Genomic DNA, 21,394 nt, shown 5'->3' with positions numbered 1-21,394 from the left:
TGGATTTTGCTGACTTGCACCGGACGGTCTGGAAGCTTGAATCTGCTTGCCGGGAGTTTTTGCTTCCGCGCTTGCTTTGTCCTTCTTCGTCTCGCCCTGTTGTCGATCAGCGACTTTCATCAGAGTGGCGCCCTGCTCTGTAACCGCTTGCGCAGCCGCTTCGCTGATGGCGCTTTCAAGCGCCAAATCCATAACATCATCCAAGGCAGCATCGGGTTGTGGAACGGGTTTGGGCGATTTTGGTGGTTCTGCTGGTAGCGGAGTAGCTGCTATCTGGCGAGCATGGGCTTGAGCGCGTTCCAGCTCTTTTGCTTCAGCTGCGAGTTTGGCTTCAAGCTGGCGTTGCTTTTCCGCTTTCTGGCGCGCAATTTCCGCCTTGGCTTCGACTTCCTGACGCGCTTTTGCCTCGGCAAGTGCCGCTTTTTGTTGTTCCAGTTGATGGTGCAGCAACTGGCCAGCGTCACTTGCTGTCAATGGTTTACCGAACAGGAAACCCTGAGCAAGCGGACATCCCATTGCCAACAATTGACTGACTGCTTCTTCATTCTCGACACCTTCGGCAACCAGATTCAGATCCAGATCCTTTGCCAATGCGACGATGGAACTGAGGATGACCGAAGTGACCTGCGAAGACTGACCGATGAAGCTTTTATCTATTTTCAGCGTATCAAACGGAAAATGCTGCAAATAAGCCAATGAAGAATAACCTGTACCAAAGTCATCGAGTGACAATCCCGCTCCCATATTCCGTAGCTTCTCCAGAACCTGGGACGCATATTCGGGGTTCTCCATGACCAGACTCTCGGTCAATTCCAGCTTGAGCGTACCACGTTTGACGTTGGAACGGGACAGAACCGTTTTGACATCGTTGATCAGATCATGACGCAGCAACTGACGGGAGGAGACATTGACGCTCATGAAGAGATCGCCCAGGCTTTCCTGTGATTGCTGCCAAACTGACAGCTGGCGCGCGGCCTGTTCCATTATGTAGATGCCCAAAGGCACAATCAGACCGGTGCGTTCAGCCGCTGGAATGAACTCCGAAGGTGGAACAATACCTCTTTGCGCATGGGTCCAGCGAGCAAGAGCTTCAAAGCCTTTGATCTGACGATCTTTCAATCCAACGATAGGTTGGAAGACAACATCAATCTCGTTTTTCTCCAACGCCGTGACAAGATCCCGGTCCATTGGACCTCGGCTGCGTCCTTGTTGACGCAAGGATGGACGGAATGGCTCAATCCGATCACCACCGAGGCGCTTGGCATGATAGAGCGCCAATTCGGCATCATTGATGACATCGCCAGCCATATTGTGGATCTGAGCGTCATAAATCGAGATACCAATGGAGAGTTTCAGTGACAATTCCTTATCACCAAAAACGATGGGTTCACGCAACTGGCGACGCACATTGTCAGCAAAGATGGCAATACGCTCTGGCTGTTGTTCGGACAGCAGAATGATTGCAAATTGGTCACCATAAAAGCGGGCAATCGTGTCTTGAGGTTTTAGGATTCTGTTCAAACGCCGCGCCACGGTCAATAGCAAGGAGTCTCCAATGGACAAGCCATAGCTATCATTGATGGAACGAAAATCATCGATGTCCACCAGCAGAACAGCAGGTTTCGCGGTTGCTTCCACCTTGGTGCGGATCATCGCACTTCCCAGACGGTCGTGCAGCAATTCACGATTGGCCAGCCCTGTGAGATTGTCATGCACCGCATCATGCAGCATGCGTTCTTCAGCATTGCGCTGGTCCGTGGTATCCAGCAATGTGCCAACACAACGCACAACTTCCCCATCAGTTCCAACAACGGGCCGAGCCCGCAGTTTGAACCAACGATAATGCCCGTCATCGGCGCGTAGACGGAAACTCTGATTCACGCGTCCCCGCCGTTGATCGATAACAGCATCCAACGTCGAGGAAAAACGATCTCTATCCTGAGGGTGGAGAATTTCCAACCAATCACGTGCATGGCCATCCAGAGAGCCTTGCTTCAAGCCAAGAATTTTCTCCGCTTCACCCGATGTATGAATGCGATCACGAGGAATGTCCCAATCCCATACGATATCACCGGAGCCAACGACAGCCAGAGCACGACGTTCGCTATCCGAGACGATACCCTGCGACAGGATGCCGCCTGAAAAGGCATGTTGCATGATCGTGAAAGAGAAGAGCAGTACCAGCAGAACCAAACCGCCATTTAGAGCTGGTTGAACCAGATCGTTGTCCAAAACTCCAATTACTGCGGCACCCGATGCAACCAGCCATAACAGAAGCAAGATCCATGTCGGAATCAGCATTATGGCGCGATCAAATCCATTGAAGGCAAGATAGAGAATGATTGCAAAACCGGCAGATGCGGTTGCTGCCATGGAAAGACGTGCAATACCGGCACCCAACGCCGGATCGAACAGAGCCACTCCCAGTACAACAATCAGAAAAATCATCCAAAGGCCCGAGATATGCGAATAATGCACATGCCATCGATGAAGCGTCAGATACGTGAACAACAAGATCAGGATTGAGGCGGAGAAAACCACTTCCGCCCCCGCACGCCAGATAGGTTCGGCAGAGGTTGATATATCAACCAGATATCCCATGAAGCCGAAATCAATGGCGAGATAGGCTAGAACCGACCAAGCAAGCAGCGCTGCTGCGGGGAACATTGCAGCACCCTTGACCACGAAAAGAATGATCAGGAAAAGTGCCAATAGCCCTGCGATACCGAGTACGATTCCGCGAAAGAAGGTGTAGCTGTTGACATAGTCCTTATAAGCTTGCGGCTCCCACAGAGCCAGACCAGGCAATTTTCGATTGCTCTTTTCCAGAACAAACGTCACCACGGTCCCCGGGTCCAGCGTTACCCGAAAAACATCAGCTTCGGCATCCGGAATACGCTCGGGTGCAAAACCTTGCGAAGTGGATATGGACTTAACACGCTGTGCACCAAGATCCGGCTTTAACAAGCCTGAACCCGACATGCGAAAATGCGGGACCACCAGATAGCGGTCCACCTGACGATCGGTTTTGTTTTCAAGAGCGAAAACGGCCCAGCCCGGGATGACACCAGACTGACGCGCCCGCACCTCGATACGACGAACAATTCCATCCGGACCAGGCGCGGTTGAAACCTGCAACCTATCTCCGTCACCTTCATGCTCTTCATAAATCTTGCTCAGATCCAGGACTTTGACATCGGCCTTGACATCGACGGCTTCCAAAGCCCAGGCAGAAGACACCTGCACAATGGAAAGCACCATGGCAAACAAAATGGCTGTCAGGACAGATACGCGCGTCACAAAAGGCCCCTTTAATTCAAACGTCAGGCGAGCTGAACACTTGTTTCCATAGTTAAATTTTTGCTAACCGTCACACAAGACGAAATTGCATCAGAAGTCGGTTTTTCATATGAAAATCCGACTAACGACTGCTTCCTTTCAGCAAAATTGCTTTGAGGTTGCAAGCCAGCTGCCACTTACCCGCTGGTATAGCCCTCGGCCATGCTCACATCAGGGCGGATCCATGGCTTCAGAATCATCACTTCCTGCAAGATCATGACATGAAAAAGCGCCGTTTTTACGGCCAGTCATTGCCCATAGTCACTTCGCAAAACTGCAAACAACAAATGATCTTCCCATCTGCCATTGATGCAGAGATATTGCCGAGCAAGCCCTTCATGTTGAAAGCCAAGACGCTGCAAAAGAGCAATCGAACGGTGATTGTGCGGCAGACAGGCAGCTTCTATTCTGTGCAGCGCGTTGTGGCCAAACAAATGCGGCAACAACATGGCCATTGCCTCATACATGAAACCTTTACCTGCGTGTTTCTGTCCCATCCAATAACCAACTGATCCGCTCTGGCATACGCCACGGCGAATATTGGACAGATTGATACCACCCAACAGCTGATTTGTTTGGGTTGCGAAAATGAAATAGGGCAACGAACGCCCATCTTTCGCATCCTTGCGATATTGAGCAAGACGACGTTGATATCCCCGCGGGGTCACATCATCCTCAGGCCAAAGAGGTTCCCAAGGTCTTAGAAAATCGGCACTTTCCCGACGCACAGCCAGCCATTGGTCACAATCCCGTTTATCCGGCGCCCGTAAATAGACATTGGGGCCATCAAGAGTGCCTGTCGATTGTCCTTTGGGCAAAATTTGGTAGGAAGATTGATACCATGATGAAAACCCGCCCTTCTTTGCAGATTGGCCAGATACTTGGGGTGTTCCTTGACGATCTGAGCGCAAACGAGAGACAAGACCGGAAATCATCAGACCATCTCTCCCTTGCAAGCGGTGTTCATTGGCGGTTCTCCACCAGCCTAACGACTGCCGGAGACGGGATCAAGCCAATGCAGACAGTCTCAAGCTCCGGTTCCAAGCCGTTTGGAGACTTCATCCAGAGGCATAAGAGCATCAACCGGACCGACGGATGCCATGGAAGGGGATGATTTGGTAAATAGATTGGCAGCCATATTTCTCACATCTTCAACACTGATTGCCTCAATTTTTTCAACCAATTCACTCGTGCTTAATGTGCGGCCAAACAGAAGGCGCTGGCGAGCAATCTGACTGGCACGAGCAGCGGGACTTTCCAGTGACATCAGCAATCCTGCCTTGATCTGTGCGCGAGAACGGTTGAGTTCTTCCAAGGTCAAATCTTCAGAAGCTCGCATCAATTCACCAAGGATCACAGGCATCAACTCGCCCAAATCCTCAGCTCCGGTAGCTGCATGAATGCCGAACAAACCAGAATCGGCGAACCCCCAATGGAAGGCATAAACAGAGTAACAGAGGCCGCGTTTTTCACGCACTTCCTGAAACAGGCGGGAAGACATACCTCCCCCCAGTAAAGAGGCCAGAATCTGTGCGGTATAGAATTCTTCGTTCTTGTAACTTTTGCCCTCAAAGCCCAGAACGACCTGTGCCTCCATCAATTCCTTCTGTACATCGCGGCTCTCGCCTCCCTTGTATACAGCTTTTTGTGGAGCACTGACATCCGTATTGGAGAATTTGGAGAAAGCCTCGCGCCCCAGATTGACCAGCTCATCATGCTTCACGCCACCTGCGGCGCTCAGCACCATGGCGGGGCCATGATAGTGATCATCCATATAATCGTGAATGGCCTTCGGGGTGAAGCTTTGCACCATTTGCGGTGTCCCAAGAATGGTCCGGCCCAATGGCTGATCAGGAAAAGCCTTCTCCTGTACATGATCAAAAACACGATCTTCCGGCATATCATGTGCCGCACCAATCTCCTGGAGAATCACATGCTGCTCACGATGCAATTCATCAGCATCAAACACGCTTTCGGTCAGAATATCGCCAAGAATATCGACGGCCAATGGCAAATCTTCTTGCAGAATGCGCGCATAATATGCCGTACTTTCCAACCCTGTTGAAGCATTGACCTCGCCACCGACAGCCTCGATCTGCTCCACAATATCCCGAGCAGAGCGCTGCTTCGTGCCTTTGAAGGCCATATGTTCCAGCAAATGGGAGATACCATGCTGATCGTCAGTTTCCGAGCGCGACCCAGCCCCGACCCAGACGCCAACGGCGGCGCTTTTGAGATGATCCATTTCGTCGGAGATGACCGTCAGGCCGTTCTCAAGGGTGGTCATTTGCACTGGCAAGGTTTTTACCTCTGTTCGATGATTATTGTTTTTTTGCCGGACCAGTTTGTCCGGATTGCCCCAAGTTCGATAGAGCACAAATCAAAGGCCGCAGACTATACACAGTCTGCGACCCTCTTAATCTTGTCATGTCTTTTGTGCAGCACGGGCATGTTTGAGGATAAATGCTTCAACGTCCTCAATGCTGTTTTCCAACACATCAAATTTCTCTTCTCTGTCCATCAAATCGGATAACCAGAGTGGCAGATCCGGATATTGGCCTGAAGCTTCTTCAACCGCTGCCGGGAATTTGGCCGGATGTGCTGTGGAAAGCACCACCATCGGAGACTCTGCCGAACAACAATCGCAGCTTTGCCTGTTATGCTTGCGCGCCACATGCACCCCCACCGCAGTATGGGGATCCATGAGATATCCTGTTGTCTCCAGAACATCCTTTATTGTCGCAGCAGTTTCAGCCTCACTAGCCCGATCTGCCGAAAACCCTTTCCTCAAACGGCCCAACGGTTTGTCGGCGATGGTAAAGGAACCGGACTGTTTCAATCCGGACATCATACGCTTTACTGCTTCACTATCCCGGCCATGCAATTCAAACAACAAACGTTCGAAGTTCGAGGAGACCTGTATATCCATACTTGGCGAAGCAGATGGCGTCACACCCTTGACCTCATAAGATCCACTTTCCAGTGCGCGAGCCAGGATATCATTCTGATTGGTTGCAATGATCAGTTTATCAATCGGCAAGCCCATCTGTTTGGCCACGAAGCCAGCAAAAATATCGCCAAAATTACCTGTCGGCACGGTGAAGGAGACCTGACGGTAAGGTGCGCCAAGAGATAGGGCAGATGTAAAATAGTACACAACCTGAGCCATGATCCGACCCCAGTTGATGGAATTCACACCGGACAGCGCGACCGTGTCCTTGAAGCCTTTGTGACCAAACATGTCTTTGACAATGGCCTGACAATCGTCAAAATGTCCTTTGAGCGCAATACAATGCACATTGTCATCCAGGACAGAAGTCATCTGGCGCTGCTGCACCGGAGAAACACGGCCTTCCGGAAACAGAATGAAGATATCTGTATTGGAGCGCCCGCGAAAAGCTTCAATCGCAGCACCACCAGTGTCTCCGGATGTCGCACCCACGATTGTTGCCTTGGCCGAACGCTGAGCCAGCACAAAATCCATCATCCGCGCCAGCAGCTGCATCGCAACGTCTTTGAAAGCAAGGGTTGGGCCATGGAACAGTTCCATAATGAATTCATTGGCGCCAGTCTGAACCAATGGCACCACTGCCTGATGGCGGAAAGCGCCATAAGCTTCATCAATCATGGTTCGGAATGTTTCATCCGGAATTTCACCTTCGACATAAGGCTTCATTACGGCATAGGCAATGTCAGAATAGCTTTTGCCAGCAAGAGCGGCAATCTGCTCATCACTCAAGGTTGGCCATTCCTTGGGAACATAAAGCCCACCATCATTTGCAAGGCCAGCCAGAATTGCATCACAGAAGCCGAGTTCGGGCGCTTCCCCCCGCGTGCTTACATATTTCACGCCTATCACTGCCTCGTTCCACCAGTCCATTCACCATATGGCCGGATCTGGTCAACTGTCTTGCAAGGGCCGCCTACGTGCCTGCCAGATCGCAATAATGCAGAAAGCGTCAACGGTCCCGATATTGATCTCATAAAGGATTTGGCGCAAAGCAGGTTTGCCCGGCCAATACCGGCGGCACCCTAGCCGTTCATGCCGCATGGAGCAAGGGGTGGTTGTTACGGGAGGAGTGCTTTGCTATCAAAAAAGGCGGTAGGGATTGCTCCATACCGCCTTTTTTGATGCCGACCATGTAAAACATGATCTATGAGCAAGAGCTATTCAGCCGCCACTCGCGCGCGAAGCTGACATTTTGTTGCCGGAATAGCTGCCTGCGCTTTCGCCAGGCCACTTCCGGCCAAAGCCTGCATGGCATCTTTGACAGAATTGGTAACCTTCGCCGCTGCCTCACTTGAGACCAACTGAGCCTGTTCTGCCATATTCAGTTTTGCATCGGTTTCCTTCAAATGAACGATGGATTTCTGCTCACGCAAACACAGCTCATGCTCTTCAAGCATGCGCAGGCCTGCTCGCATCACTTCCGAGCTGTTGTTGAAACGTCCAGAAGAAACCTGTTCTGCCACGAACCGTTCGAAATAGTCACCAATTGCAATTGTCCGACTTGAAGATGCCACGTCAGCCTCGCCTTTCCTCATTGGTCTTGCCATCCTTTAAACAGGATCGATGCAATGTGCCGCATCCCAATCTACCCTGTTCCAACCTTGGCCTTCATTCCCATTAAACTGGCTATATCCAGGCAAAATGCGTATTTTCCGCTATTTTCTACCTTTGATATCACCACACCCGCCCGGTTGGTTCGTACAGTCTTACAGCCCAGCTCCGGAAAGGAAACGGTTTTTTTAAGGAATTTTTTACACATTTTCCGCTGAAGCAATTTATCCAAATACGGAAATCGAAACATACAGCCTTTAAACCTTTGACGACTCTTGACCGGCTTTGGTGTCAAGATTCCCGACATGTTTTTTTTTGATCGTTTTAATAATTTTTCGCTTGCCTTGGTTATCCCCAAATGTGCCTGATTTGTTCCCATTTTGCGAACATCAGATAGTCTGAACAAAAATTTGATGACATTTTCAATTCTGTCTTTTCTCGTGCTTTGCTCCATGTCGAACAGCAGATTTGACCTTTGACAATGTCGGCCTACGCATTTCTCCTCTAATGTCCAACTACGATCCTCCCAGATGTATGCTCACTATAATTGATGAATGAATCCGGGTGGAACTTGGTGCTGATTTTCGCCGACAGGCTTTCAAAAGAGGGAAATGATCATGCCCACTCCTATTCCGCAGGAAGAGACGATTGGACAATCCAGCATGAGTTCATCAAATCGATTTTGGCATTTCATGGCTATCCATGGTGTTCCTTTCGGACTTTTGCTGGCAGGTGCTGCTTTCCTCTATCTCGGTATCATGTTGGTACAGGACGCCAACAAAGCCCAAAATTGGCCAACGATTGAAGGTACAATTGTTTCATCGTCAATTTCGACAGTCAAACAGACCAAGGGACGCAAAAAGACCTTCCATTATCCCAAAGTCATTTACGAATTTGTGCGCGATGGCGAAACTTTGCAGCAAGATCGCCTTTCCATGTCCGATATGGGTTACTCAAAAATGCAAGACGCCAAGGCAATTCTGGCTGACTATCCCAAGGGTTCCAAGCATCCGGTATACGTTGACCCCAACAATCCGTCGGTGACCATTCTACGGCCCGGCGAAGATAGCATAGCCAATTTTGCCCTTTGGTTTGGTGTTGGATTTGTGGTGGTTGCCTTGTTTGCATGGTGGGGCTTGCCAAAGGTTGCAAATAAAGTTCGCTTCTACACCAGTTGAGTTGGAACTTGTCGATACCGCAACATGTATGAAAGACAAGGCTCCCTGCGAGCCTTTTTCCTTTGTCTTGCAGTATCTTTGAAGGGCGTGTTTAAAGTATTACCAAAGGTTAAAGAAAGCCTGCAAATGCACTTGTTCATGTTAAGAGCTTGTTAAGACATTTTTTGGAAAGCCGATGCAACTGCTTGGTGTTTATGTTAAATTTGATGAAAATTCAGACATCAGACCCGACTGCTGCAAAACAGGATTGTCACGAAATGCAGCAGTCGCATTGAGGCAAAAAACATGGACATCTTCCCGGACCGTCGCCAGTGTACGCGTCGCCGCGTTCTGAAGGGTGGCAAAGTCTTTTATAACAATTTCGCCATGAGCATGGATTGCACCATTCGCAATGAAAGCCGGCATGGCATGCGCATCAAGGTGGATCCGATGATCACCCTTCCCAGTACCTTTTCCCTGCTGAACCGTAAGGACGGCACTATGGCAGAGGTTCATATTGTCTGGCATCGGGAAGATGAAATCGGTGTGGAGTTCGACACTGATATGGAAGATGTGCGCACATTGGCAAAAAGTGATATTCGCCGAATGTCCATTATTGCCACACGTGGATGACAAAAATTCCTGATGCCCAAGATCCTTTGGACGGGTTGCGCGCATCTTGGCAGCAAGGGCTGGCTGGTTCTCAAGATCAGCTGGCCCTTTTGTCGACATCTATGTCTAACCCTTGTAGGGCTCCATACCACGACGAGCCAACTCATCGGCCCGTTCGTTTCCTTCATGTCCGGCATGCCCCTTCACCCAGTGCCAACTCACCTGATGAGGTCGCAAAGCTTCATCCAGGGCTTGCCAAAGCTCCGCATTTTTAACTGGTTTTTTATTGGATGTTTTCCATCCATTTTTTTTCCAGCCATGGATCCAACCAGTAATTCCACCCTTTACATATTGACTATCAGTGTAAAGATCGATCTCGCAGGAACGCTTCAATGCATTGAGCGCCTCAATAGCGGCCTGAAGTTCCATACGATTGTTCGTAGTCTCAGCTTCTCCACCATAGAGCTCTCTTTCGTGTTCGCCATAAAGAAGCAATGCACCCCAGCCTCCTGGTCCAGGATTGCCGGAACAGGCTCCGTCCGTATAGATCGTGACTTTTCCCATCAGCCGTCCTTTCACATGCGGTTGAATATTCTAGGTTTCCACGTCCTCGCGCCCAAGCGCTACGGACAAGCGCAACAATGCCGGTAAATGCACCATCGGTTTAGATCGTGATTTTCACTATCAGCTATTATTCTTCGTTATCGGCGCATAGTTTTTTGATTAGTCGATATCTAGATCGCCTGCTTGCGACACGCAAGCAGCAGCTCAAATCATACACAATGCAATCGAGGCCACCTTCTGTTCTTTGGTACTCGTTTTTTTGCTGGACGTTTCTGATTGACACCTGTATGGGGAGCATCCACGACAGTAGGAGACGATTGGTTATGAGCGAGCTTGATCAGGGCGCACTGGCTGAGGCCTATAACAAGGCGCTGGAACTGGAAAAAGCAGGCAAATTGAGAGAGGCTGCTGAGGCCTATCGCACCGTCTTGGCATTGGATCCAGATGATCATGGAGGCGCTGCGGTGCGTTTAGCTTCCATAGAGCAAGGCCCAACACCTGAAAAGGCACCTGTGGCTTATGTCGCGACCCTGTTTGATCAGCATGCCGAAGCTTTCGAAAAAATCCTCGTCGACGATCTGGGCTATGCCGTTCCCATGATGGTCCGTGAGATGATCGTCTCCCATCGGCCCGAGCGGCGTTTCAAACGCATGTTGGATCTTGGCTGTGGCACCGGATTGACCGGCATATCAATGGCTGAGAAGGTCGTGGAAATGATCGGTGTTGATCTATCGACCGGCATGCTCGATGAAGCCTATGAGAAAGGTGTCTATGATGATCTCTATGCTGGTGACGTGGTCGAATTTCTCAAAGACATTGAAGACGATGGTACCTCCAAGGGCGAAATCCAGGGTTGGGATTTGATTGTCTCAACCGATGTTCTTCCATATCTTGGGGCACTGGAAGAAAAATTCCATCATGTTGCCCGATGCCTTGATAAAGGCGGGTTCTTTGCTTTTTCTTCCGAGACGATGCCAGATGAAGCCTTTGAAGGTGCAGATTTCAAGGTTGGGCGCAAACATCGTTTCGCCCATAGCGAGAGCTATATTCGGAGACTCATGGATGCCAATGGACTGGTTGCCAAACATTTCGAAATCATTGTTGTGCGCAGTGACGAAGGCAATCCGATCTATGGACACCTTGTTTTGGCGGAAAAGAAATAGAAAGCCGAAAAGACACTTTTCTGGAACACGCTGCCATCTTCTGACCATTCAGGTCTGAATGCCATAGTCCGCCACCGAGCGGATTGAGCGATGAAAACGAAGTTTCTTGATATATTCACCCGGATCCTTGGGCATGACCAATGCCCCTTCGGGTATATTCAACCAATCATAGAGACGGGTAAGAAGAAAACGCAGGGCTGCCCCTCTGGACAACAAAGGCAGAGCTGCCAGCTCAGCCCCCTCCAGTTGGCGGACAGACTGATATCCCTTCAAAAGCGCTCTGATCTTGGTCACGTTGAACATATCATCTGCTTCAAAACACCAGGCATTGATGCAGATGGCAATGTCATAAGCCAGAAGATCATTACAGGCAAAATAGAAATCGATCAAACCTGATAATTCATTGCGCAAGAAAAAGACATTGTCAGGGAAAAGATCGGCATGGATCACCCCGGTTGGCAGCGAAGCAGGCCAATTGCTTTCCATAAAATCCAGCTCATTCTCAATCTCGGCATGCAATCCCGCTTGCACACTGTCAGCCCGATCTCCACACATGGCAAAAAGAGGACGCCAACCAGAGACAGAAAGCGCATTGGAGCGGCTCAATTCAAAGTCCTGACCAGCTTCATGCATTTGTGCCAAGGCGACACCCAATTGCTCGCAATGCGTGACATTTGGACGGCGCACCCACATCCCATCCAGGAAACTGATAATAGCAGCAGGACGCCCCGCCAAATGACCAAGGCTCTTACCATCCCGATTTTTGATCGGCACCGGACAATTGAGTCCCTTGCTGGCAAGATGTTCCTTCAGACCGAGGAAAAATGGCAGGTCATTGGAGTCCACCCGCTTTTCATAAAGGGTCAGAATGAAATTGCCATTTTCGGTATGGATCAGATAATTGGAATTCTCCACCCCTTCCGCAATACCCTTATAAGAAAGCAAGGCTCCGATATCATAGCCATCGACAAACTCATTCAGTTCTTCATCAGACACTTCAGTATAAACGGCCATAATTCTTGTCTCTTGATCTTATTGGGCAGAAAAATCAGACAGTCGGGATTGCTTTGGCGACAGGAGCCAATACCCCGGCCTCAATCGCGGCTTCGCGTAATTCTCGAGGAATATTGAAGGTGATATCTTCCTTGGCAGTGATCACCACTTCCATCTTTACCTGATACCGCTCAGAGAAAGCTTCAATCACTTCTTCTACCAATACTTCAGGTGCGGATGCCCCTGCTGTGATCGCGACGGAACGAATGTCGCCCAAACTATCCCAGTCAATTTCACTCGCCCGTTGCAACAAAAGAGACTGGCGACATCCAGCACGCTCCCCCACTTCTCGCAAGCGTTTGGAGTTGGAGCTGTTCGGGGCGCCAACCACGATCATCACATCGGCCTTTGGAGCAACATATTTCACAGCTTCCTGCCGATTGGTCGTGGCATAGCAGATGTCATCTTTGTTCGGCCCCTTGATGGACGGAAAACGCTCTTTCAAAGCCAGAATGATATCAGCGGTATCGTCCAGTGACAGAGTCGTCTGGGTTATCCAGGCAAGATTTTCCGGATCATTTGGCTTGAAGCGAGCCACATCGTCGACCGTCTCGATCAAGTTGACCACGTTGTCTGCCAATTGCCCCATGGTGCCAATCACTTCAGGATGTCCTGCATGGCCGATGAGCACGATTTCGTGGCCACGTTTATCATGAAGCATGGCTTCCTTATGCACTTTGGAGACCAGCGGACAAGTTGCGTCAAGATAGAAAAAATTACGAGCCTTGGCATTGGCCGGGACGGATTTCGGAACGCCATGGGCCGAGAAGATCACCGGTTGGTCGGTATCGGGTACTTCATCCAGCTCTTCGACAAAAATCGCGCCTTTTGATTTCAAACTTTCAACAACGAACTTGTTATGGACTATTTCATGACGAACATAGACCGGTGCACCATAGGTCTCCAAAGCCAGCTCAACAATCTGGATGGCTCGGTCGACCCCGGCACAGAAACCACGAGGAGCACAAAGAAATACCTCCAATGGTGGCAAATCTGGAGCATTCACAGCCTTGACAGCACTTGCATCCTGACTTTCTGTCATATTGGTCGGCTCCTTGCCCCATTTGTCTGAAAACCTGGCATGTTGAGATATGGCCTGTAACATGGCTTTTTCGAATACAGTGTCAAGAGATTATCCAGCTTTTGCTGACAAAATCCCACGCCGCCTGATGGCAATTACACCTCGAAGTCTCGCCAAATGCCATAATTATGCTATAAGCGATGAATACATAGGCAGCGACACCCAAATATCACCCCCTGTCAAACAATCACATGATCGACAGGACTGACAGGACAAGCTGCCAGATGCGGCGCGTAATTGAGTATAGGACAGACCAAGATGGCGATGAAGCGTTCACCATCCAACCGCACAAGATGTGCATCATCCCAATTTGTCAGCAAAAGATCCTCTGCAGCCTCTGGCATGAGATCTCTGGCTGTGCTGGGCCTGATGTCTATTGGTCTTGCAGGCTGCTCCGGCGGGGCTGGTGGCCTCTCCATGCCATCCCTTGGTGGTCTGGGTGGGGGCTCCAGCAAACCGGCAGAAGTCAAACCATTGCCGACCAGCACTGCGGCAGACGTCGCCAATGCGGGTTCCATTGCAGATCAGGCGACACAATTGATGTTGTCCAATCCCAAGAAACTGACCGGCTATTGTCCTCCTGTTGAAGTTCTGGGCGACACCACTTTCTATCAGAAGTTCGAGCGTAAACACGACGGTGATTCACGCTATCTGATCTATCAAGGTGTTATCAACCAGACAGCACGTGAATGTACCAATCTGGGTGCTGAAATGTATATCAAGGTCGGTATCGCCGGACGCGTTCTTGCCGGCCCCAAAGGCGAAACTGCAAAAGCGGTTCTTCCTATTCGCGTGGTCATTCGCGAAGTGGATGGCGATGTGCTTTATAGCAAGCTGCACAAGGTTCCGGCTCAAATCACACCACCGGATCGCTCTGCCCTGTTTGCCAAAATCGATGATGCCATTCCAATTCCAACACCGGAAAAACAGAATTTGAAAATTCTGGTTGGCTTTGATGGTGGCGCTAAATAAGCTCATCAGCAAACGAAATAAAAAAAGCCCTTTGATAAAACCAAAGGGCTTTTGTATTTCGTGTCAATGTTGATCTGGTTGGCGAAAGCCCTACCTCTTGGCGGCAATAGTTTGCTCAAGCTCAATCAATTTCTGCTTTCGCCATAGTCCACCACCATAGCCAGTTAGCGCACCATCGGCTCCAATCACACGATGACACGGAACAATGATTGCTAGAGGATTTGCACCATTGGCGCGAGCCACTGCTCTGGTGGCTGCAGGATTTCCCAACTCCTTCGCCAACATACCATAGGAACGTGTCTGCCCTGCCGGAATTTTGCGCAACTGATTCCAAACCTGCTTTGTAAAATCGCTACCGTGCATCGTGACAGGCGTTGCAAAATCTGCTTGCGCTCCCTTGAAGTAGCTGGCCAATTCCTCTTCAACCTGATCGGTAGGTGCGAAGCGTCCAAAACCAAGACTACTCCTGGCGCGTTTCTTCAGATCCTTCAATTCTCGGGGCAAAGCTTTGCGTTCCAGAAATTCCAGCAAATGCAAACTCGATCGATCACTGACGGCAATCATGGCTCCAAGCGGAGTATCAATCCAATCCGCTCGCAATAGCGCATCTCTATGAAAACCGGAGGGCGCCATACCGAGCAGCTTCCCGAAGGCAGCTCGAAAGGCGCTCGCAGACGAAAAGCCGGCATCAATCTGGGCATCAATGACCTTGCCGCCTACGACAAGCGTTTCAAAGCCTTCCCGTATACGGGTTTGTCTGGCCATTTCCAGGAAGGTAATACCAAAATGGCGCTTAAAGGTTCGGCGAATGGTGGACGGGTCATGACCCATGCGGATTACATCAGCCTCACCCCAACGATAAGCCGGATTTTCTTCCAATGCCTGCAGCAAACCCTGTACGGCCGGGTCTGCTTCTGCTGCCGTACTCATGGGATGGCAACGTTTGCATGGCCGATATCCCGCTTCCAGACATTGCGCAATGGATTCATAAAAGCTGCAATTTTCAAATTTAGGTTTTCGCGCCGGGCAGGTCAGGCGACAAAATACCCCTGTTGAGCTTACACAGACATAGGCTCGTCCTTCAAAAGAAGGATCTCGATCCAGTAAAGCCTGATACAACACTTGGTCGTTTGGTAGTTGAATTAACATAAGTTTTTATATCGAAGACAATTGAATCTGTCCGTCTGGTTTCGGGCATCTATTTCAAAAATATAACGATCTGATCAGAAAAAACAAAGATATCTTGACTTTCCGGGACTTGCCAAGCAAGTTAAAAGGAAGGCTACCAGATTGTTGTCGCGATCTGGAAGCAGAAGCATGGTATTGCGATATCATGCAAGTAGGTCAGCGGGAGAGATCGGAGGAGCTGACGACAAGCGCCAATGTCCCCACTATGGACGCTTTGTTGAAAGTTATCTCTTCGACGCCGAAGGAGCAACCGCCTCGGAAACTCTCAGGCATCAGGGACCGCGTAGACCAGCGACACTCTGGAAAGCAGTCAGGCACAGACCAATTGCCCGGCTCACCGAAGGAAGTAACTGATCCTTTTTGAAGGATCGGGAAATCTCTCAGGTCCTGTGACAGAGGAGGCACTTTGTTCTGGCAGCATGTCGGAACTTGTGCAACTCTGATTGAAGGCTGATATGGGCTCCATACAGACCCTTCAACGCAAGGATTAGGTGACCGATGGCTGATTTGACCCAGGCTAAAAAAACCCCTCTTTATGATCTCCATGTCGAGCTAGGCGGAAGCTTGGTTGACTTTGCTGGTTATGCCCTGCCCGTTCGCTATGAAGCTGGCATCATGGCAGAGCACGTACAGTGTCGCGACAGCGCCGCAATGTTCGATGTCTCCCATATGGGTCAGGCCGTGCTTGAGGGTCCGGATCATGAGACCACTGCGAAATTTCTGGAAGCACTGACCCCGTCTGCCTTTACCAAGCTTGGTTTGGGAAAGATGCGGTATTCCCTGTTGCTCAATGATGAGGGCGGTATCATCGACGATTTCATCGTCACTCGTCCTGCCAACCCTGAACTGGATGGGCATTTGATGATCGTCGTCAACGGTGCTTGCAAGGATGGTGACTACGCCCATCTGGAGTCCAAACTGCCAGACAATATCAAATTGAGGAAACTTGACGATCGCGCCTTGATCGCCATCCAGGGCCCCAAAGCGATTGATGCAGTCCAACGTCATTGCACGGAAGCGGATGACATGTCTTTCATGACTTCCATTCGCGCCAATGTCGGAAGCATTGACTGCTTTGTTTCTCGCTGTGGCTATACCGGGGAAGACGGATTTGAGCTTTCTGTCACCAATGACGAAGCTGAAACTCTGGCGCGCCTGTTGCTGGCGGAGCCAGAAGTCGAAGCATCCGGCCTTGGCGCACGAGACAGCCTTCGCCTTGAGAGCGGCCTGTGCCTCTATGGTCATGATCTGACCAATGACACAGACCCCGCAGAGGCTGATCTTGGCTTTGCCATTCAGAAGAAACGTCGCGAGGAAGGTGGCTTCCCTGGTGACAAGCGGATCATTTCCGGTCTTGCCAACGGCACCAAACGCAAGCGTGTTGGCTTTCGCCTGGAAGGAAAAGCACCCGCCCGCGAAGGCGCCATCATTCAAGATCTGAATGGCAATGAAATTGGTGAGATCACCTCTGGTGGCTTTGCACCAACTGTGCAGGCTCCAATCGCGATGGGCTATATCGACAGCAACTTTGCTGCTGAAGGCACCGAGGTCAAGCTCATGGTGCGCAAACGTGCATTGGATGCCAAAGTAGCCTCCATGCCATTTGTGCCGCAGCGCTATGTGCGCAAGCCGTAATCCGGCTTATCAATTACACAAAATAACAAACCCAAACAGACAAACACCTAGATACAGGACCTGACTTATGAGCAAACTTTTCACCGAAGATCATGAGTGGATTGCCATTGATGGCGATGTTGCAACTGTTGGCATCACTGATTTTGCCCAAAGCCAGCTTGGCGATGTCGTATTCGTAGAATTGCCAGAAGTTGGCGCTGAGCTTGAAAAAGGTGGCGATGCCGCTGTCGTTGAAAGTGTGAAGGCCGCTTCCGAAGTTTATGCTCCGATTGATGGCGAAGTTGTCGAAGTCAATGAAGCATTGGAAGAAGACCCGTCCAAGGTCAATAGTGAAGCAGAAACCGGTGCCTGGTTCATGAAAATAAAAGTAAGCGATTCCAGCCAGCTTGAAGGCATGATGAGTGCTGACGCCTACAAAGCTTTTGTTGCCGAACAGGAATAAGAGATTTTACCGAGCTTCAGCAGCCTTGCAAATTATATAAAAGCCGCCAGAAAATGATCTGGCGGCTTTTATTTTGACTTCATCTTCCAGAGCCTAGCTGGACAATTCATCGTCGTGGAATGTTGCTTCGCGATAAGGAACATCCTCATTGTCATTCAACTCGTTCCAGAGATTGGCTTGCGCCCGCTCTCGCTCCAGCATTGCCACCAGTTTGAGCTTGTTCATCGGACGGCCAAACAAATAGCCTTGCCCGACATCACAATGCAGACTACGCAAGAATTCCACCTGATGCTCAGTCTCCACACCTTCCGCCACAACCTTCAGCCCCATACCGCGAGCAAGGTTGACAATACCGCGCACCAATTTGCGATCTTCTTCGTTGGTTTCGATATGGGTCACAAATGAACGGTCGATCTTCAGACAATCGAGTGGCAAGCTCTTCAGATAACCAAGGTTTGAATATCCTGTTCCAAAATCATCCATGGCCAGCGAGATACCGCGCTTGTTCAATATATCAAGCATCTCAACTGCTGTTTGAGTATTTTGAACCGCAGCACTTTCCGTGATTTCCAGCGTCAGCTTATCGGCAGCCATGCCGGTATCTCGTAGGACCTGGAAAATCTCATCGGGCAAATAACGATTGTTCAGCTGATGAGGGGACAGATTAACGGCAAGGCTGATGTCAAAGCCGGCCTTATGCCACAATACAACATCCTCACAGGCCTGACGGGTCACCCAGGAAGATAGTTCATCAATGATCCCGGTGCTTTCCGCAATATCAATGAAGTCCATTGGCGGAATTGCACCATGTTCTGGATGGAACCAACGAACCAGAGCTTCAACACCAACCACCGACAATGCTTCATTCTTATTTTCGGTGAAGAGCACTTGCGGTTGATAATAGACTTCCAAGCCACCGGTTTCACTATTCAATGCATTGCGCAGGTCTGCCTCCAGACCCATACGATGTTTGATTTCAACGCTCATGGAATGCTTATACAATGCCCAGGTATTCCGGCCCGCATTCTTGGCGGCATAGAGGGCAAGGTCAGCATCACGCATCAGATCATCTGCTGTGTCCGATAGATCTGGATAACGGGAAACTCCGACCGATGTAGAGATATGAATTTCATGACCGTTGATCACAAAGCTGGAAGATAGAGCAGCAATAACCCGGCTTACAACCTTTTCGATATCCAGCATATCGGCCTTGATCAGAATAGCAAATTCGTCTCCACCCAACCTCGCCACGATATCATCCGAACGGAAGATACCCGACAGGCGTCTTGCCGCGTTTTTCAACAATTGATCGCCAGTTGGATGACCAAAGGTATCATTCACATCCTTGAATTTATCCAGATCCAACAACAACAGGTGAAAACTCTCATCCTGGGCTTTGGCCTCCTTTATGAACTCCTTCATCTTGATGTTCAAATAAGCTCTGTTTCCAAGACGCGTCAATGAATCATGTTCAGCAAGGAACCGTACCCTTGCTTCTCTGATCTTGATCTTTCTTTCCGCCCGGCGCGCTCGAAAAGCCTCGACACCGAACAGGGTAAGAATCAGGACGCCGCCAGCAGTGGAAGTGATCAGCAATGTATCAATTCCCTGCAAAGCCAAATCGAGATTGTCTTGCAGCGATGCTGCCTCTTCCACTCGTGTCTGGGCGATTGCTACTGCCAGTTCCGTCACACGGCCATCAAAAGCTTCCAACCCCTTTTGGATTGCAGACAGGGCTTCTTCATCACCCCTGCGCAAATTCTGCACCAATGGATCAACTTGTTTCAGTGCCTCGCGCATATCGGCAAATAGAATTGTTGCTTGCTTGGCATCCATACCATCGGGAATGGAGTTTTCTGTTGCAATGGAATGGGCTCGGCTCCAGAAAATATCAAACCATGTCAGAACATCAGCATGACTTACTTCGCCTTGTCCACGCACATAGGAAGCCACCTTATATTGGAAGCGTCGATATTCTACTTCCAGGCGCAACCCTTCATCGCGCGAGGAGATCAAATCATAACTTTCGCCAATCTGGCTACTGACCTTGCGCATTTCCTTGAAATGAGCAACTTCAAGGAAGAGCAAAGCACCAACAGCTGCAAGATAAATAAGAGCAAGCCATTTTATTTGCTTTTTCATTTCACTCTCATGCCCTTGATTTGCCATATATAGCGGCTTGCATATTTCTTATCGCTCAATTCAGAATGCTGCTCTATTGGATAGATTATGCGAGCAGGTCCGCGATCGCGAATGGATAGATTTTTGCCATCCAATTTGAAAGCCAGCAAAACATCGTATTTTTGGTAATCTGCAATCGGGATATTGATCCGATAATCATCAAGCGCAGTCACTTCCAGTGTTTCACCATTTGCCCCGACATAATCGAGAAGATCACGCATCAAAACACCGCTAAACTTGTAGCGTTTTTTCGAATAGAAAGTGCGGGTTTCCATCTCCTTGACACCAATTTTCTTGAAAGTGTCATAGCCAATTCTGGCTGCTCCGTTTGGAATATCCGGAGAGATTTTTCCCGTGATGGTAATGATTGTTCGCTCTTTGGTCTCTTCATAAGCACCCGCGCTGGCCCCTACAACCCATAGTAGCCATGCTATGGGAACCAAAATCAACTTTACCCAAGTGCCAGTGCCGAACCTCGTATGATGCATGACATTGCCCTCGCCTACCGCATTTGCAATCAACATATAGCATATGACGTTTAAATTGGGTAAATAATTGCTATAGCCATTCTGACAACAAAGTCTAAAACACTTATAATTGCAAAGAGTTACAATTGGCTTGCGCTTATTGTCATTTCTAACAAGGCTTCTGGCATGTATATGACAAACATATTACGGAAGCGGCCAGATATACTCCAGCCACCTTATATTCACGCTTTCAAAAAAACACAAAATCGCTTGTAAGCAATACACGTTTTACTGATCCTGCCAGATTTTTAGTGCTTCCAATGTTGCTGGCAGATCTTCGAAGCGATGAATCACCGTTTCGGCACCGGCATCCATCAAATGCTCTCCATGTCCGGGATAGGAATGGCTGCCACCAATGAAGCCTACCACACGCATACCCGCAGCAACCGCAGCCTGCACACCGTGAAAACTGTCCTCCACGACATAGCAATCCTTTGGTTCAACATCCAAAGTTGTTGCAGCATGCAGGAAAACATTTGGATCCGGCTTTGGCGCTTTGGTTCCAACTTCCGGGGCAGCATAAACATACGGGCGGAAGCGATCCCACAAGCCTGTCGAACGCATGTGGTCAGCCAGATATTCACTACCGGAGTTGGAACAAAGGCATCGGGCATAATCCAGTTCATCAAGCATTGCATGAACACCATCAATGACTTTGAGCTTCTCCAGTTTCTTGTCTACCTTATCTTCAATACGCTGGGGAATGTCATGAGCAAGGCCCTGATCAAGTTCATCTTCCAGATGCTCGATGATCTCATTGGAGTTCATGCCGGCATATTGGGCATTATATGTCTCGACGGACATATCAATCCCTTCCTCTTGCATGATTTCTGACGTTGCCTGAGCCCATAGAATCTCAGAATCCACCAAAGTGCCATCAAAGTCGAAAATTACGAGCATATCACCGTCCTTGCAGTGC

At 49.6% G+C, this 21,394-nt stretch carries 19 protein-coding genes, 1 pseudogene and 1 riboswitch; of the genes and pseudogenes, 6 read left to right on the top strand and 14 right to left on the bottom strand.

Going from position 1 to position 21,394, the window contains the following annotated elements:
• Positions 1–444: 444 nt before the first annotated feature.
• The 6 genes and pseudogenes from CRO57_RS00750 to CRO57_RS00725 form a co-directional block, all read right to left on the bottom strand.
• Positions 445–3,261 (bottom strand): annotated as a pseudogene (locus tag CRO57_RS00750) (EAL domain-containing protein); the annotation flags it as partial.
• Between the two features lie 326 nt (positions 3,262–3,587).
• On the bottom strand, positions 3,588–4,274 hold the full coding sequence (locus tag CRO57_RS00745) for a GNAT family N-acetyltransferase (protein WP_097151502.1): 687 nt from the start codon (positions 4,272–4,274) through the stop codon (positions 3,588–3,590).
• A gap of 92 nt (positions 4,275–4,366) precedes the next feature.
• Positions 4,367–5,626, bottom strand: a complete 1,260-nt coding sequence (locus CRO57_RS00740) for a M16 family metallopeptidase (RefSeq protein ID WP_244579983.1) — start codon at positions 5,624–5,626, stop codon at positions 4,367–4,369.
• 138 nt (positions 5,627–5,764) lie between these two features.
• Positions 5,765–7,189, bottom strand: a complete 1,425-nt coding sequence (thrC, locus tag CRO57_RS00735; protein ID WP_170956020.1) for a threonine synthase — start codon at positions 7,187–7,189, stop codon at positions 5,765–5,767.
• 317 nt (positions 7,190–7,506) lie between these two features.
• Positions 7,507–7,884, bottom strand: a complete 378-nt coding sequence (locus CRO57_RS00730; protein ID WP_097151500.1) for a type II toxin-antitoxin system ParD family antitoxin — start codon at positions 7,882–7,884, stop codon at positions 7,507–7,509.
• Positions 7,885–7,934: 50 nt separating this feature from the next.
• Entirely contained in the window at positions 7,935–8,354 is a 420-nt protein-coding gene (locus tag CRO57_RS00725; protein ID WP_097151499.1) for a hypothetical protein, read from the bottom strand.
• A gap of 163 nt (positions 8,355–8,517) precedes the next feature.
• On the opposite strand from CRO57_RS00725, the gene CRO57_RS00720 reads away from it, so the two are divergent.
• Both CRO57_RS00720 and CRO57_RS00715 read left to right on the top strand, forming a co-directional pair.
• Positions 8,518–9,078, top strand: coding sequence for a DUF3592 domain-containing protein (locus tag CRO57_RS00720; protein WP_170955892.1), 561 nt, complete (start codon positions 8,518–8,520; stop codon positions 9,076–9,078).
• Positions 9,079–9,363: 285 nt separating this feature from the next.
• On the top strand, positions 9,364–9,690 hold the full coding sequence (locus CRO57_RS00715; protein WP_097151497.1) for a PilZ domain-containing protein: 327 nt from the start codon (positions 9,364–9,366) through the stop codon (positions 9,688–9,690).
• A 105-nt stretch (positions 9,691–9,795) separates the two neighbouring features.
• Here CRO57_RS00715 and rnhA read toward each other — a convergent pair whose 3' ends face one another.
• Positions 9,796–10,233, bottom strand: coding sequence for a ribonuclease HI (rnhA, locus tag CRO57_RS00710; RefSeq protein ID WP_097151496.1), 438 nt, complete (start codon positions 10,231–10,233; stop codon positions 9,796–9,798).
• A 323-nt stretch (positions 10,234–10,556) separates the two neighbouring features.
• Here rnhA and CRO57_RS00705 point away from each other — a divergent pair, with 323 nt between their 5' ends.
• Complete coding sequence (locus CRO57_RS00705) at positions 10,557–11,396, top strand: class I SAM-dependent methyltransferase (protein WP_097151495.1); 840 nt, start codon at positions 10,557–10,559, stop codon at positions 11,394–11,396.
• A gap of 48 nt (positions 11,397–11,444) precedes the next feature.
• On the opposite strand, the gene CRO57_RS00700 is transcribed toward CRO57_RS00705, so the two are convergent.
• The 3 genes from CRO57_RS00700 to CRO57_RS24455 all read right to left on the bottom strand — a co-directional run bounded on the left by CRO57_RS00700 (position 11,445) and on the right by CRO57_RS24455 (position 13,874).
• Complete coding sequence (locus CRO57_RS00700) at positions 11,445–12,410, bottom strand: homoserine kinase (protein ID WP_097151494.1); 966 nt, start codon at positions 12,408–12,410, stop codon at positions 11,445–11,447.
• Positions 12,411–12,444: 34 nt separating this feature from the next.
• Positions 12,445–13,491, bottom strand: coding sequence for a 4-hydroxy-3-methylbut-2-enyl diphosphate reductase (gene ispH, locus CRO57_RS00695; protein ID WP_097153118.1), 1,047 nt, complete (start codon positions 13,489–13,491; stop codon positions 12,445–12,447).
• A 218-nt stretch (positions 13,492–13,709) separates the two neighbouring features.
• The gene (locus CRO57_RS24455) at positions 13,710–13,874 is read right to left on the bottom strand and encodes a hypothetical protein (RefSeq protein WP_170955891.1); all 165 of its coding nucleotides are present in this window, start codon (positions 13,872–13,874) and stop codon (positions 13,710–13,712) included.
• Between CRO57_RS24455 and CRO57_RS00690 the strand changes: the two genes are divergently transcribed.
• The gene (locus tag CRO57_RS00690; protein ID WP_097151493.1) at positions 13,873–14,502 is read left to right on the top strand and encodes a hypothetical protein; all 630 of its coding nucleotides are present in this window, start codon (positions 13,873–13,875) and stop codon (positions 14,500–14,502) included. The two genes, CRO57_RS24455 and CRO57_RS00690, sit on opposite strands and share 2 nt — an antisense overlap.
• Positions 14,503–14,592: 90 nt before the next feature.
• On the opposite strand, the gene CRO57_RS00685 is transcribed toward CRO57_RS00690, so the two are convergent.
• A complete protein-coding gene (locus CRO57_RS00685) occupies positions 14,593–15,651 on the bottom strand; it encodes a bifunctional transcriptional activator/DNA repair enzyme AdaA (RefSeq protein ID WP_097151492.1) in 1,059 nt (352 codons plus the stop codon).
• A 189-nt stretch (positions 15,652–15,840) separates the two neighbouring features.
• Positions 15,841–15,982, top strand: a riboswitch (glycine riboswitch).
• A gap of 206 nt (positions 15,983–16,188) precedes the next feature.
• Between CRO57_RS00685 and gcvT the strand changes: the two genes are divergently transcribed.
• Together gcvT and gcvH are read left to right on the top strand one after the other, a co-directional pair.
• Positions 16,189–17,325 (top strand): glycine cleavage system aminomethyltransferase GcvT, encoded by a 1,137-nt coding sequence (gene gcvT, locus CRO57_RS00680; RefSeq protein WP_097151491.1) that lies wholly within the window; start codon positions 16,189–16,191, stop codon positions 17,323–17,325.
• Between the two features lie 67 nt (positions 17,326–17,392).
• Positions 17,393–17,767 (top strand): glycine cleavage system protein GcvH, encoded by a 375-nt coding sequence (gcvH, locus tag CRO57_RS00675; RefSeq protein ID WP_097151490.1) that lies wholly within the window; start codon positions 17,393–17,395, stop codon positions 17,765–17,767.
• Between the two features lie 93 nt (positions 17,768–17,860).
• Here gcvH and CRO57_RS00670 read toward each other — a convergent pair whose 3' ends face one another.
• The 3 genes from CRO57_RS00670 to CRO57_RS00660 all read right to left on the bottom strand — a co-directional run bounded on the left by CRO57_RS00670 (position 17,861) and on the right by CRO57_RS00660 (position 21,375).
• A complete protein-coding gene (locus CRO57_RS00670) occupies positions 17,861–19,909 on the bottom strand; it encodes a putative bifunctional diguanylate cyclase/phosphodiesterase (RefSeq protein WP_170955890.1) in 2,049 nt (682 codons plus the stop codon).
• A complete protein-coding gene (locus CRO57_RS00665; RefSeq protein ID WP_170955889.1) occupies positions 19,906–20,436 on the bottom strand; it encodes a putative pterin-binding protein in 531 nt (176 codons plus the stop codon). The genes CRO57_RS00670 and CRO57_RS00665 overlap by 4 nt, the downstream gene beginning before the upstream one ends.
• A gap of 267 nt (positions 20,437–20,703) precedes the next feature.
• Complete coding sequence (locus CRO57_RS00660) at positions 20,704–21,375, bottom strand: HAD family hydrolase (protein ID WP_097151487.1); 672 nt, start codon at positions 21,373–21,375, stop codon at positions 20,704–20,706.
• Positions 21,376–21,394 lie beyond the last annotated feature (19 nt).

The sequence above is a fragment of the Cohaesibacter gelatinilyticus genome (assembly GCF_900215605.1).
In the GTDB taxonomy this organism is placed as follows: Bacteria; Pseudomonadota; Alphaproteobacteria; order Rhizobiales; family Cohaesibacteraceae; genus Cohaesibacter; species Cohaesibacter gelatinilyticus.
This window is presented reverse-complemented; position numbering and strand designations above follow the sequence as displayed.

What these genes read in the sequence shown, in the direction of transcription:
- CRO57_RS00745 (WP_097151502.1), bottom strand. Translation starts at nt 4,274, where the DNA reads ATGATTTCCGGTCTTGTCTCTCGTTTGCGCTCAGATCGTCAAGGAACA.
- CRO57_RS00740 (WP_244579983.1), bottom strand. Translation starts at nt 5,626, where the DNA reads ATGACCACCCTTGAGAACGGCCTGACGGTCATCTCCGACGAAATGGAT.
- CRO57_RS00730 (WP_097151500.1), bottom strand. Translation starts at nt 7,884, where the DNA reads ATGAGGAAAGGCGAGGCTGACGTGGCATCTTCAAGTCGGACAATTGCA.
- CRO57_RS00725 (WP_097151499.1), bottom strand. Translation starts at nt 8,354, where the DNA reads ATGGAGCAAAGCACGAGAAAAGACAGAATTGAAAATGTCATCAAATTT.
- CRO57_RS00720 (WP_170955892.1), top strand. Translation starts at nt 8,518, where the DNA reads ATGCCCACTCCTATTCCGCAGGAAGAGACGATTGGACAATCCAGCATG.
- CRO57_RS00715 (WP_097151497.1), top strand. Translation starts at nt 9,364, where the DNA reads ATGGACATCTTCCCGGACCGTCGCCAGTGTACGCGTCGCCGCGTTCTG.
- rnhA (WP_097151496.1), bottom strand. Translation starts at nt 10,233, where the DNA reads ATGGGAAAAGTCACGATCTATACGGACGGAGCCTGTTCCGGCAATCCT.
- CRO57_RS00705 (WP_097151495.1), top strand. Translation starts at nt 10,557, where the DNA reads ATGAGCGAGCTTGATCAGGGCGCACTGGCTGAGGCCTATAACAAGGCG.
- CRO57_RS00700 (WP_097151494.1), bottom strand. Translation starts at nt 12,410, where the DNA reads ATGGCCGTTTATACTGAAGTGTCTGATGAAGAACTGAATGAGTTTGTC.
- ispH (WP_097153118.1), bottom strand. Translation starts at nt 13,491, where the DNA reads ATGACAGAAAGTCAGGATGCAAGTGCTGTCAAGGCTGTGAATGCTCCA.
- CRO57_RS00690 (WP_097151493.1), top strand. Translation starts at nt 13,873, where the DNA reads ATGAGATCTCTGGCTGTGCTGGGCCTGATGTCTATTGGTCTTGCAGGC.
- CRO57_RS24455 (WP_170955891.1), bottom strand. Translation starts at nt 13,874, where the DNA reads ATGCCAGAGGCTGCAGAGGATCTTTTGCTGACAAATTGGGATGATGCA.
- CRO57_RS00685 (WP_097151492.1), bottom strand. Translation starts at nt 15,651, where the DNA reads ATGTTAATTCAACTACCAAACGACCAAGTGTTGTATCAGGCTTTACTG.
- gcvT (WP_097151491.1), top strand. Translation starts at nt 16,189, where the DNA reads ATGGCTGATTTGACCCAGGCTAAAAAAACCCCTCTTTATGATCTCCAT.
- gcvH (WP_097151490.1), top strand. Translation starts at nt 17,393, where the DNA reads ATGAGCAAACTTTTCACCGAAGATCATGAGTGGATTGCCATTGATGGC.
- CRO57_RS00670 (WP_170955890.1), bottom strand. Translation starts at nt 19,909, where the DNA reads ATGAAAAAGCAAATAAAATGGCTTGCTCTTATTTATCTTGCAGCTGTT.
- CRO57_RS00665 (WP_170955889.1), bottom strand. Translation starts at nt 20,436, where the DNA reads ATGCATCATACGAGGTTCGGCACTGGCACTTGGGTAAAGTTGATTTTG.
- CRO57_RS00660 (WP_097151487.1), bottom strand. Translation starts at nt 21,375, where the DNA reads ATGCTCGTAATTTTCGACTTTGATGGCACTTTGGTGGATTCTGAGATT.